This window comes from Sphingomonas sp. MS122, from assembly GCF_049532975.1.
In the GTDB taxonomy this organism is placed as follows: domain Bacteria; phylum Pseudomonadota; class Alphaproteobacteria; order Sphingomonadales; family Sphingomonadaceae; genus Sphingomonas.
The window spans coordinates 3,725,532-3,737,968 of the sequence record NZ_CP186695.1; the positions used below are offsets into that span (position 1 = coordinate 3,725,532).

The 12,437-nt window shown below is 67.4% G+C and carries 7 protein-coding genes; all 7 read left to right on the plus strand.

The window, feature by feature from the left end; genetic code table 11:
- Positions 1–4 precede the first annotated feature (4 nt).
- The 7 genes from ACO227_RS17830 to ACO227_RS17860 are packed head-to-tail and all read left to right on the plus strand — an operon-like array spanning position 5 to position 12,426.
- Positions 5–2,269 carry a hypothetical protein gene (locus ACO227_RS17830; protein ID WP_423603679.1) on the plus strand — a complete coding sequence of 755 codons (2,265 nt, stop codon included), beginning with the start codon at positions 5–7 and terminating at the stop codon, positions 2,267–2,269.
- A 25-nt stretch (positions 2,270–2,294) separates the two neighbouring features.
- A complete protein-coding gene (locus tag ACO227_RS17835) occupies positions 2,295–4,595 on the plus strand; it encodes a hypothetical protein (protein ID WP_423603680.1) in 2,301 nt (766 codons plus the stop codon).
- 14 nt (positions 4,596–4,609) lie between these two features.
- Positions 4,610–6,889 (plus strand): hypothetical protein, encoded by a 2,280-nt coding sequence (locus ACO227_RS17840; RefSeq protein ID WP_423603682.1) that lies wholly within the window; start codon positions 4,610–4,612, stop codon positions 6,887–6,889.
- 19 nt (positions 6,890–6,908) lie between these two features.
- On the plus strand, positions 6,909–7,808 hold the full coding sequence (locus ACO227_RS17845) for a caspase family protein (protein ID WP_423603684.1): 900 nt from the start codon (positions 6,909–6,911) through the stop codon (positions 7,806–7,808).
- Positions 7,809–7,835: 27 nt separating this feature from the next.
- Positions 7,836–10,841, plus strand: a complete 3,006-nt coding sequence (locus ACO227_RS17850; RefSeq protein WP_423603686.1) for a hypothetical protein — start codon at positions 7,836–7,838, stop codon at positions 10,839–10,841.
- Positions 10,838–11,758, plus strand: a complete 921-nt coding sequence (locus tag ACO227_RS17855) for a hypothetical protein (RefSeq protein ID WP_423603687.1) — start codon at positions 10,838–10,840, stop codon at positions 11,756–11,758. The genes ACO227_RS17850 and ACO227_RS17855 overlap by 4 nt, the downstream gene beginning before the upstream one ends.
- Complete coding sequence (locus ACO227_RS17860) at positions 11,755–12,426, plus strand: N-acetylmuramidase family protein (RefSeq protein ID WP_423603689.1); 672 nt, start codon at positions 11,755–11,757, stop codon at positions 12,424–12,426. The genes ACO227_RS17855 and ACO227_RS17860 overlap by 4 nt, the downstream gene beginning before the upstream one ends.
- Positions 12,427–12,437 lie beyond the last annotated feature (11 nt).

Consider the following 12,437-nt stretch of genomic DNA (forward strand, 5'->3'; position numbering starts at 1 on the left):
GGACATGCTGCTGCTCGAAAGCCAGGACGTCGTCGGACAAACCGCATATTGGGCGGACGACACCAATCCGCTGCAATATTACGCCCTTCCGGGCGAGCCGACTTTGGCAGTCCGCAACGGCAAGCCGGTCTTCAAATATGTGAAGTACCGCTCGGCGATCGACCGCCCCGGCGGGGTCAAGGCCGGTGGCTTCGTGGTGATGCAGGCCGAGTTGGCGATCCCGAAAGCGGACGAGGTGGAAATCCGCCGCCGCATCTCTGAACGTGGCATCACCCGCATCGAATCGCGCACCACCAGCGGGCCCGGCGGCACCACCAGCTCGCACCGCGAAACGCGGGTCCCGATCAGCCCCGAGGACATCAAGCTCGGCCGTCCGCTGATCACGCGGGGCAAGGCGACGATCAGCGTGCTCGACCGCTCGACCGCCGATGCCGGCGGGACCGAGAATTCGCTGGTCCAGCGCATCAGCGTGCCGACCCCGCCGTCGCTGTTCGGCAACAATTCGGTGTCGATCGGCATCGAGCTGTCCGAGCTCGGTGCGCCGATCTTCGAAGCCGCGATGAAGGGCGAAGGCGCCAGCATGGTCATCGTCGGCTATGAGCTCGGCTACCAGGCCAAGCTGCCCAAGGCGCACATCATCGGCACCTGGAACGCCTCCTCGATCATGGAATTCGAGCAGGAGATCGACGCCGACACGCGCTGGTATGCCGAGGACGATTACGAAGAGAAGATCAGCGAATTCATCAAGAAGAGCGAGACGACCAAGGTCGAATGGATCACTTCGCCTTCGGTCGCGGGGATGGAGGCGTCGGCGCAGCAGAAGATGGTCGACCTGATCGAGGATTCGGTCCGGCGCCAGCTCGATGAAGGCATCAAGCGCAACGTGCTCGAGGCGATCCCGCCCGAGAGCCGTGATATCTCCAAGCTGCAGGACAAGGGCTTCGACGACATCAAACGGACGGTGAACGTCGAGCGCGTCGCCGACGTCCGCGTCGAATACAAGGCCGCCAAGATCATCGAGATGCCGGCCAATCCCAACGCGCCACTACCTGCGTTCAAGTCGATCATGGTCGACGGCAAGGCCCAGAAATGGGAGGATTATGCGATCACCGTCGACGGCGACGATCCGTTCTTCAAGCAACTCGCCGCCAACTTCCTGGTCAATGCGGACTTCGAGGATCTGCCGCTCGCCAGCGTGATCGTGCAGGTCTCGTACAAGGGCGCAACCGGCACCGGCCGGTCCGAGACCTACACCTTCCGCAAGCCCGACGACCAGGAGCGGTTCGAAGCATTCCTCGACGGCGGTACCGGCGAGTTCGAATATAGCTACGTCGTCAACTACAAGGGCGAGAGCAACACCTACAAGTCGCCGCAGCTCAAGGCCAAGTCGGACGTCTCGATCAACGTCGGCGACCTCGGCATCTGGAAGGTCGACATCGACGTCGGCGACGTCAATTTCGAACAGGTCGAGCAAGTCCAGCTCAAGCTGCGCTACGACGATGGCGACGTCCGCGCCGAAAAGCAGTTCACCGTCACCGCCGAGGCGCGCCAGCACCAGGTGCGCGAGGTGATCTTCAAGCCGCGCAGCAAGCCGTGGACCTATGAGGCGAAGTATTTCCTCAAGGGTGGGCGCGAGATCGTGGTGCCCGCGGTCGACGCCGACGGCGAGCAGCTCTACGTCAACGACCCCTTCTCGGCGACGCGCAACGTGTCGATCCGCACCAAGGGCGATTTCGAGACGGTGATCGATACGCTGTTCCTCGACTTCGTCTATGTCGACGAGGCCAACGACTATCGCCAGGAGAAGTCGTTCGCCTTCTCCGCGGCCGGCAAGCGCTTCGAGGACTGGTCGTTCCCGGTGATCTCGGACAAGGCCGGCACGCTGACCTATACCGGCAACATCGTCTACAAGGACGGCCGCAGCCCCACGGTCATCGCCGAGAAGACCGTCACCTCGAACACCGTGCTCGAGGGCGAAGACGTGCTCAAGCTGACGGTCGAGCTGATCCCCGACCTGCTCGACTGGAACCTGATGAAGCTGGTGACGGTCACCCTCGCCTATTCGGACTCGGCCAATGGCGTCGACGAAAGCGACACCTTCACGCTGCGCAAGGATGCCGCGCCGCAGACCTGGACCGTCAACATCAAGGACAAGGCGCTCAAGACCTACAAGGTCACGCCGCGCTTCTTCCTCGCCGACGGCACCAAGAAGGAGCCGCCCGCCTACGACGCGAGCGACGAGGTTCTGGTTCTGGAAGTGCCGGCCTGACGGCCGCGGAACGGAGGGACCGGCGATGCTGTATCTCGAAGCGCCTTATTACTACGTCAACGGGGTCACGGTCTTTCGCGATCATGCGGACCCGCTCCAATATTACTACATGCCCTCGCAACCCCGGCTGCGAACACAGCCGGACGCGAACGGCGTCGAGGTCCCGCGCCTCCAGCTGATCAAATACCGCTCCTTGGTCGCAGGAGTCGGCGGTTTCCTCACCTTCGACGTCCATGTCGGCCTCTCCGAGAAGGAGGTGGACGACATCGCGTCGGAGATCCGGCGGCTGGCGCGGCTGCCGGCGATGCCGCGGGTGGCGCCGATCCAGCCGATCGACGGGTCGGTGCGGCTGCTGATCTTCGGGCAGGACAGCGGCGCGGCCCCGCCGCCGACACGCACAGGCGCACCGCCCCCGCCGGCACCGGCGCCGCGTTTCGTCGTCAAGATGCAGCATTTCGCCAAGCCGGCGCTGTTCGGCGACAATGGCGCGGCCTTCTCGGTCGAGCTCGACGAGCATGGCACCGCGATCATGGAAAAGGCGATGCAGGGCGAGATCTCGCCGATCGTCGTCGTCTACAGCCTCGACTATGCCGCGCTGCGCCCGGCCTATTCGGTGCGCCTCACGATCGACTGGGACCGCGTCCAGACCGCGCTCGACGAGAGCTTCGGGCATGAGAGCGTGTTCACCTCGGTCGAGATCGGCAACGAGGTCGACAAGCTGATCGAGAACCGCGCGATCGTGATGGAAGCGGACAATTTCGTCCCCGACGCCGACGATACCGGCAAGGCGGTCGCCGACCGGTTCGAGAGCGCGCGGATGCGCGTGCAGGAGATGATCACCGACAGCTTCTTCGAAGCCAGCCTCGAGCCGGACAAGGAACGCCCCGACGGCTGGGACAAGGCGACGGGGATGATCAACAATCTCGCCGCGATCGGCACCACCGGCGGCATCTCCGCGCTGATCGGCAAGTTCAGCTACAAGAAGACGACCTATCAGCGGATCGACAAGCGCAAGCTCGACGTCGAAATCTCCGAACGCTCCGCGGTGGTGCGGACGATCCACCCGCAGGGCACCGTCAGCGGGCTGTTCCGCCAGCTCGAGGCGGGGCTCGACATCAACCGCTTCATCCTGTCGGTCGATGCCGACGATCCGTTCTTCGAGAAGCGCCGCGTGCGCGTGATCAACCGCAGTGAGATGGTCCGCGACGAGCTCGTCTCGGTCAGCGCGACGCTGACTTATGGCAGCGGGGTCGAGAGCGCGATCCTCTCCGACACCGGCGGCGAGCAGACCGTCGAATGGCTGTCGCAGCTCGACGCCGACGGCGCGGTCAGCCGGCCGGTCGAGTATGAGTACACCGTCGCGTTCAAGCCCGATGCCGGGGGCGAGCGTCCGCTCAGCGTGACTTCCGAACCGCAGACGCTGACCGGCGATGTGCTCGAGATCCAGCCGGCCGAGCTCTATTCGCGCGTCACCATCCCGGTGATCGCCTCGCCGAGCTACCCGTGGGACAAATATCCGCAGGTGCAGGTGCGGCTGCGCTACGAGGATCCCGGGCACGGCATCAAGACCGACGACACGATCGTGCTCAAGAAGGACTCAGCCCCGCAGAGCTGGACCTTCGTCGCGCTCGACAAGGCGCGGCGCGATTTCCAAGTGCGCATGCTGCACTCGGCGGCCGACAATGAGGATGTCGACAGCGGCTGGCTGCCGATCGATGGCGACCTGGTCGACGTCCGCGATCCGTTCGGCGCGCTGCGGCTCGCGGTCGACGTGGTGCCGGTGGTCGCGCGCTGGGAGGATCTCGAGCAGATCTTCGTCGACCTCGAATATGTCGATGACGCGAACGACGTGCGCGAGAACGCGGCGCTGACCTTCACCGCCGAGGACAAGGCGCCCAAGCAGTTCGTGATCGACCGCAAGGACGTGGCGCACAAGCTGGTGTCGTTCCGCGTCACCACGATCTTCAAGGGCGGCATGGTGACCGAGGTGCCGCAGTCGTTCACCAACGCCCCGCGCATCCTGATCCGCCCCGACATGCGCGGCCACCGCATCGTGTCGGTCGCGCCGCCCGACATGGTGCGCGCCAAGCTCGACCGGGTCGAGGTCGAGCTGCGCTATGTCGACGAGGCCAACGGCATCACGGTCGAGGACCGTGCGGTGTTCGACGGTGCCGCCCGGCCCAAGACGTTCGAGTTCGACTATGTCGACCCGGCGCGCGAGGCGTTCGAATGGCGCGCCAAATATGTCTTCGAGAACGGAATGACTCAGGAAAGCCAATGGGCTGAGGCGGACGGCGACACGCTGACCGTCACCGTCCCGCGCTGAGGGGAGACGCCGCGATGCTCATGCTCAACAGTCAGGGCTGGACGATCGAGGGCCTGCAGGTCTTCGCCGATCACGCCGATCCCAGGCAGTTCTGGTACCTGCCCGGACCGGTCAAGCTGGCGCGCCGCCGCTCGGACGGGCGGGCCGAGCTCACCTTCATCAAGGTCCGCGCCGCCGACGCCGCCGATCCCGCGAAGAAGGGCGGCGGGTTCCTCACCTTCACCGTCGACCTGCAGCTCGATCCCGAGCTCGAGCGGCGCGTGCTCGCCAAGCTGCGCCCGATCGCGCGCGGCACCCCCAAGCTGTCGGCGGCGCCGTTCGACGAGGGCACGGTGCGGGTGATCGCGCTCGACCTCGACAGCGGCGCGGCGGCGGGCGCCACCCCCGCCCCGGTCCCGGCGGGCGCATTTCGTGCGGTCGAGCGCGCGCTCGGCGCGACCGTGCCCTCGCTAGACGCCGCCAATCGCGCCAGCTTCTCGCTGACGCTGACTCAGGAGGGCGCGACGATCATCGAGCAGGCCTTCGCCAAGGGCGGCACGCCGGTCGGCGTGATCTACGACCTCAAATATACCGGCATGCGGCCCGCGCTCGAAGTGACCATCACAGCCGACATGAGCCGCGTGTTCGAGCAGTTCGCTGGGTCGTCCGAGGGCCAGGTGATGTTCGTGCGCGGCGGCATCGACGCCGGGTTCGAGAAGCTGGTGCAGGACGGCGCGATCAAGATCGAGGTGCGCGACTTCATCGGCGCCACTGATCGCGAGACCAAGGAAAGCTGGGCGCTCGACTTCTTCAAGGATCATCTGCTCCAGCAATATTTCACGCCCTCGCTGACGGTCGGCCAACTCGCCGGCGGGATGCCGCAGCCCGAAGGGCTCGACGCGGTGATGCAGCGCGCCGCCGCGCTCCGCCCGCCGCCGACGCCCGCCCCCACCCGTCCGACCGACGACGAGCCGGTCGGACCGCCGCGCGCCGCGCCCGATCCGGCGGAGAACCCGACCACCGGCACCGGGCATGGCGGACGCCCCAACGGCGTCGTGCCGAACCCGCCCGCGGCAGCGGAAGGCGCCGAGAGCCCCACCGCCCACACCGGTCATGCGGCGAGCTCGGCGGACGGGGCGGCGCTGGGCTCTGCGGCGGCGGCGGGCCTCGCGCCCGGCATCCTCGCCACGCGCGCGCCAGGCGCACCTGCCGGTGCTGGCGCCGCCGCGGCGACGCCCGCGGCCACCCCGTCCACGGACAGCGGCCCGCAGGCCGTGGTCTCGTTCAAGTTCCGTGGCATCCGGCAGGAAGAGCGCAAGACGCTCAAGTTCGAATACAGCCGCTCCGAAGCGACGCAGCGCACCTATGCACCGCAAGGCTTCTTCGGCCTGCTCACTTCCGACCTCGACCGCGACAGCCATTTCATCGAGGTCGACCTCGACGATCCCTTCTTCCGCGCGATGGACATTCGCGTCTCGACGATTGCCGACATGGCGGCGATCGGGCTGCGTTCGGTGCAGGTCTCGCTGTCCTACGGCAAGCCCGACGATCCCGGCGGAATCAAGACCAAGGACATGGAATTCAAGGGCCAGGATTCGGCCGAGCAGGAATGGAAGATCTTCCAGAACGACGGCGACGAGCAGATCTATCGCTACACTGCCCAATATCATTTCGACACGGCCGGCGGGTTCGAAGGCGCCAAGCTCGCCTATGAGTTCGGTCCGGTCGAGACCGGCGACCGGACTTTGGTGCTCAACCCGCACGAGAAGATCGGCTTCGTCACCGTCGCCACGATCGCCAACAAGGTCGACTGGGGCCAGATCGAGCGGATCGAGGTGGCGCTCGCCGCGGGCGGGCTGAGCAAGACGGTGACGCTGACCGAGGCGGCGCGCGACGCGGTGTGGAAGATCCGGCTCGACGATCCCGCGGCGCGCGAGGTCAGCTACACGCCGACCTTCGTCAAGAAGGACTGCACCACGATCACCGGCACGCCGGGGACCACGACCACGTCGACCGTGCTGATCGACGACCCCTTCCCCGAGGGGCTGGCGCTGCAATTGATCCCGATCCTCGACGCCGCGCGCACGCGGATGGCGTTCGTCGACTTCGAGTACAGCGACCCCGCCTCCGGCTTCAAGCGCAGCGAGCGGTTCCGGATGGTCCCGACCGACACCGACCGCGAGGTCCGGGTCGGCCTGCCCGCCGGAGCGAGCAAGGCCTTCCGCTACCGCGTGACGGTGGTGCCGAACACCGGCGCGATGGTGCCGGGCAACTTCATCGATGCGACCGAAACGCTGATCGCGGTCGCCGACTGACCGACAGGGGAGAGACGAGATGACCAAACGCGCGGTTATTGTCGGAGTGGACGACTACTCGGTCCAGGGCGTCGGATCGCTGTCGATGTGCGTGCGCGACGCGCGCGCCTTCTATCATCTGCTGATCGACGCCTTTCTGTTCGAGCCCGAGAACATCCTCACCTATCTCGATCTCGCGGCCGACAGCGCGACGATCCTCCACGCGCTGCGCTCGTGTGTCGCGCGGTCGGAGCCCGGCGACGTACTGTGCTTCTACTATTCGGGCCATGGCGCGCGGCTGCCGCACCCGAAGATCGCGGGGCAGTTCTACGAGACGATCATTCCCGCGCAGGGCCAGTGGATCTCCGACCACGACCTGTTCCTGATCGCCGACGGGCTGCAGCCGAGCCACGTCAACTTCACCTGCATCTTTGACAGCTGCCATTCGGGCGGGATGAGCCTCGAGGCGCAAGCGAAGAGCCCGCCCGCGGAGCAGACGCTGATCCAGCGGATGATCGATACGATGACGTCGCTGATCCCGTGCGGCGTGCTGCTGTCGCCGGCGGAGCGCCAGGCCTGCGCGAACAACGTCAGCAATCCGCGGCTCGACAACGGCAAGATCGACCTCGATCTCGACCCCAACTTCACCACGATCCAGCAGGCCAAGACGACGCTGATCGCCGGCTGCCGGTCGGACGAGCTCAGCTACATCGGCAAGGGCCCGATCAAGAACAGCCTGTTGACGGCAGCGCTGCTCGAACTGGTCAACCAGTCCAATTTCGAGATCGACCACCGCTCGCTGTGCAACGAGCTGATCACCAAGACCGCCGGCTATCTCACCGCGCATTTCGCCCCCGGGACGAAGCAGACGCCGCAGCTGATCGGGCAGCACAACCGCATGGAGGAGAATTTCCTCCAGGGCTTCACCGACAGCCGCTGAGACGCCTCGACAGAAAGGACCCGGACGATGCAACAGCTCGGCGCAGCGACGATCACGGTCGACGGGGTGACGGTCTTCTCCGACCATGCCGACCCCAACCAGTTCTGGTACCTCCCCTCGCCGGTGGCGCTGGCCAAGCGCGACGACGGGAGCCCCGCCTTCACCTTCATCAAATGGCGCCCTGCCGCGGTCGAGGGCGGCGCCAAGGGCGGCGGCTTCGCGATGCTCGAGGCGAACCTCAAGCTGCCCGAGGACACCGAGCGCGCGATCAAGTCGGAACTGCGCCGCACCGGCGCGGGCGACGACCTCAAGCTGTCGGCGGTCCCGTTCGACGAGGGTACGGTCAAGTGCGTCGCGCTCGACCTCGAGGGACCAGGCGGCACCGCCCGCCCGGCAACCGCGCCCCCCGGCACCTTCCGCGCGGTCGAGGCGATCAGCGGCGCGACCGTCCCCAGCCTCGCCGGCGACAATGTCGCGGCCTTCTCGCTGACGCTCAGCCAGGAAGGCGCGATCATCCTCGAACAGGCGTTCACCCAGGGCACGACCCCGGTCGGGGTGATCTACAACCTCACCTACACGATCCTGCGACCCGCGCTGCAGGTGGTGATCACCGCCAATTACGAGGACATCTACACCCATTTCTCCGCCGGCCTCGAGGCACAGGTCTATTGGGTTAAGGCCGGGATCGACGCCGGGTTCGAGAAGCTCGTCGCCGACGGCGCGATCAAGATCGAGGTGATCGACTTCAGCAGCGCCGAGGACCGCGAGGACAAGGAGCAATGGGCGCTCGACTTCTTCAAGGACAACCTCCTGTCGAAATGGTTCGAGCCGTCGATCACCCCTGCCGATGTCGAGAGCCGCATCGCCAAGCCGGAGGGGCTCGACGCGGTGATGGCGCGGGCACGGGCGATGAACCCCACGCCGCCCCCCTCGCCCAGCACGCCCGGTCAGCCGGGCGGCACCCAGAACCAGCCCGGCGGTCGCCAGCCGGCGACGCTGACCGTCGCGCCGCAGCCGCCGCCCGCCGGCCACAATCTGCGGCTCGAGCCCGGCTCGACCACTGACCAGGAGCGGATCGCGGTCGATGGTCCCGCGGGCTGGCGCGCCACGCTCGGCAGTGCCCCTGCGACGGTGCAGGACGGCCGCATCGTGCTCAACGTCGCGGGCGGCGCGCCGCCCCAGACGGTGACCGTGACCTGGCCGTCGACCACCGCGCCAAGCACGAGCACGACGACCACGACCACCACCACGGTCCCGCCGGTGGTGCCGACTCCGCCCGTCGTGGCCAGCTTCAACCTCTATTTCACCAAAGACAAGCCCGACAAGCTGCCGAACTACAGCTCGGTCCACCCCAACGCGCAGGAATATTCGAGGACCGGCGCGGGCGACGCGCGCTTCCTCGATGCCAGCGGGCCGGCAGGGCAGCCGCCGTCGTCGACGGCGCCGCGCGGCGGCGATCGTTTCCGTGCCTGGCTGGATGCGCTGCCGACGCCCAAGCTGATCACGCTCAACGGCCATGCCAGCTTCGAGATCGTCGATCCCGATCCGCTGGCTGGCCAACCGGGCGGCCGCCCGCTCCATGACGAAATGCTTTCGCGGCGGCGGATCGACGTCGCGCAGGCATGCATCCAGGGACGGGCGACGGTGCAGAGCACGACCTGGCACGGCCACACCCGCGCGCGCGACGCAAACCCGCAACGGCTCGACAATCCCGACGACCGGGTGGTCGAGGTGCGCTGGGTCGGTGGCGGAACCCCGCCACCCCCGCCTCCACCCCCACCGCCGCCACCGCCGCCGCCGCCTCCGCCGCCTCCGCCACCGGCAGGAACGGTGCTGACCGGCACGATCGTCCGGCCCGCGTCGGGCGGCCCGGTCCCGCCGCCGCCTCCGCCGCCACCACCTCCTCCGCCCCCGCCCCCGCCCCCGCCGGGGGTACCTTCCGTGCCGACGAGCATGCCCGCGCTGGTCTCGTTCAAGCTCAAGTTCATCCGCAAGGAGGAGCGCAAGACGCTGACGCTGCGCTACAACCGCACCGAGGCGGTGACGCGCACCTATGCGCCGCAGGGCTTCATCGGGCTGATGCTCGGCGACATCGAGGACATGTCGAAGCACTTCGTTGAGGTCGATCTTGACGATCCCTTCTTCCGCGCGTTCGAAGTCACGGTGGACGCGCCGGTCGATTATGCGCGGGTCGGGCTCAATTCGATCAACGTCGCGATCGACTATGGCGATCCGGGCGACCGCGTGTCGATGAAGCACAAGGACCTGATCTTCGACGCCGCCTCGCCGCCGCGCGCCACCTTCGCGACCTTCGTCAGCCCTGCGCTCGAAGCCGCCTATACCGCGAGCCAGCAATTCCACTTCGATTCGGCGCAGGGATCGGGATGGCGCGGCGAGAAACTGTCGTACGAGCTGCCCGCGGTCGAGACGGTCGACCGCACCCTGATGGTGACGCCGCACGAGCATCTCGGCTTCCTCGAAGTCCAGGTGATCGCCAACCGCATCGACGCGGAGATGGTCGACAGGATCGAGGTCGCGCTGGCGTTCGACGATCCCTCCGGCTGGCAAGCGCGCGACACCTTCATCGTGCGCGCGGGCGACGCGCCCAAGCCGTGGAAGATCCGCACCTCCGCCCCCGATGCGCGCGCGTACAGCTACACCCTCACGCACCATCTCAAGGACGGCAATCCGCCGATCGTCGACGAGCCCGTCGTGACCTCGGCGAACGCGGTGTCGGTGGACGATCCCTTCCCCGACGCGCTCGAGATCGACCTGGTCCCAGCCTGGGATCCGGCCACCACCCGGCAGGTGTTCGTCGACATCGCCTATAGCGATCCGGCCAACGGCATCGAACGCGACGAGCGCGTCCAGTTCGCGGGCGCCGATCAGGCGACGCGGCGGTTGCGCCTGGCACTCCGCGACCGGACTCAGCGCAGCTTCACCTGGAAGGCGCTGTTCATGCAGACCGACAACAGCACCCGGCAGATCGCCCCCACCACGACCACCGAGACTCTGATCCCGTTGTCGCCATGACGAGCGCCGCCCTCGGAACCGTGCTCGACGCGCTGGCGGAGGAAGCACCGGAACCGGTGGCACGCGGCCGCGCCGCGCTCGAGCGCACCTTGGCCTGGACCGGGCGGACCAGCTGGGGCGATGTCGCCTGGTCGTTCAGCGATCTTGCCGGCGGATGCCCGGTGGAGCTGGTATGGCGTCCGGGATGGCCGGGCCTGTTCTGGACCGCCGAGCCCGCCGCCCCCGAATGGCCGACGCCGCGGCGGATGAAGCGGGCGCTGGCATTGGCGCGCATGTTCGGCGCGCGCTTCGATCGGGCGCAGGCCGCACGGCTCGGGGTCATGGTGGCGCGGTCGGCACCCTGGCCGGTCTGGCTGGGCGGCCGGCACGACGCTTCCGGCGACGAGACCAAATTATATGCCCTGATCGACGCGGATGCTGTCGGCGGCTCGCCGCTGCTGCGGGGTGACGACTGCCCAGTGATGCTGGGGCTGTCGCCGGATGGAGGGACCGAACTCTACTGGCGGCGGCGATCGCGGTTGCCCGGCGACCGCTGGCGCTTGGCCCGCGAACCGGGACTCGCCCCGCTCGTCGACCGCCTCGACGCCGCGTTGGTCGACTGGACCGGCAACGGGCTCGAAGTGGAAAGCGCGGGTCGTATCGGCCTCAGCCTCAAGCGGTCGCGGATGGACGAGCCCGAAGCCCTCGCCGCCTTCGTCCGCGTCCGCCAGGCCGGCGGCGAGGCCGCTCTGCGCGAGCGGCTACTGGCTGCTGGCGGCGACGGCAATCCCGCGCTGGCCCGGCTCTGGGCCGCAGGCCGGCTCCGGCCGATGTTTCTCACTCTCGCCGTCACTCCCAACGCCATGAAACCCTCGATCGGGTTCCGCATGAATCTCAGCGCGAGAAATGCGCGTCAGATGCCGGAGCTGCAGCCATGAACGTGAAGGAATTGCAGGCACGCCTCGGCGTTGTCGTGGACGGCATGTTCGGCAAGCAGAGCGAAGCTGCCCTGTTCGAGCGCCTGTCGAACCCGAACGCCCCTGCGCTCACCAATGCCGATTTCGAGCGTGTTGCGGGCACGCTGGGTGTGTCGCCCAAGCTGCTGATGGCGATCCGCAAGGTCGAGGCCCCGCGGGGCCCCTTCGACGACCAGGGGCGCCCGTCGATCCTGTACGAGAAGCACATCTTCAGCGCCGAGACGGAGCATTGCTTCGACAAGGCCTTTCCCGACCTGTCTGCCTCGAAATGGAAGCCTGGCACCTACGGATCGTTCGGCGCGCAATATGGCAAGCTTTCCAAGGCCTGCGCGCTGCATCCCGGCGCCGCGTTCAAGGCGTGTTCGTGGGGTGCATTCCAGGTGCTGGGGCGCAACGCGGTGGCGCTCGGCTATGACTCCGCGTTCGAGATGGCGCTCGAACTGACCGTCAGCGAGGCGGCGCACCTCGATAGCTTCGTGCGGTTCGTGAAGGCGAACGGGCTGCTCGACGAGCTGCGCGGCTGCCGCGCCGGCAACGCCGCATCGTGCGTGCCGTTCGTGTCGAAGTACAATGGGCCCGGCTATGCGCTGAATGCGTATCACACAAAGCTCGCCGCGGCGGCGCTCTGACTGGTGAGCGC

What these genes read in the sequence shown, in the direction of transcription:
- ACO227_RS17855 (WP_423603687.1), top strand. Translation starts at nt 10,838, where the DNA reads ATGACGAGCGCCGCCCTCGGAACCGTGCTCGACGCGCTGGCGGAGGAA.
- ACO227_RS17860 (WP_423603689.1), top strand. Translation starts at nt 11,755, where the DNA reads ATGAACGTGAAGGAATTGCAGGCACGCCTCGGCGTTGTCGTGGACGGC.
- ACO227_RS17835 (WP_423603680.1), top strand. Translation starts at nt 2,295, where the DNA reads ATGCTGTATCTCGAAGCGCCTTATTACTACGTCAACGGGGTCACGGTC.
- ACO227_RS17830 (WP_423603679.1), top strand. Translation starts at nt 5, where the DNA reads ATGCTGCTGCTCGAAAGCCAGGACGTCGTCGGACAAACCGCATATTGG.
- ACO227_RS17845 (WP_423603684.1), top strand. Translation starts at nt 6,909, where the DNA reads ATGACCAAACGCGCGGTTATTGTCGGAGTGGACGACTACTCGGTCCAG.
- ACO227_RS17850 (WP_423603686.1), top strand. Translation starts at nt 7,836, where the DNA reads ATGCAACAGCTCGGCGCAGCGACGATCACGGTCGACGGGGTGACGGTC.
- ACO227_RS17840 (WP_423603682.1), top strand. Translation starts at nt 4,610, where the DNA reads ATGCTCATGCTCAACAGTCAGGGCTGGACGATCGAGGGCCTGCAGGTC.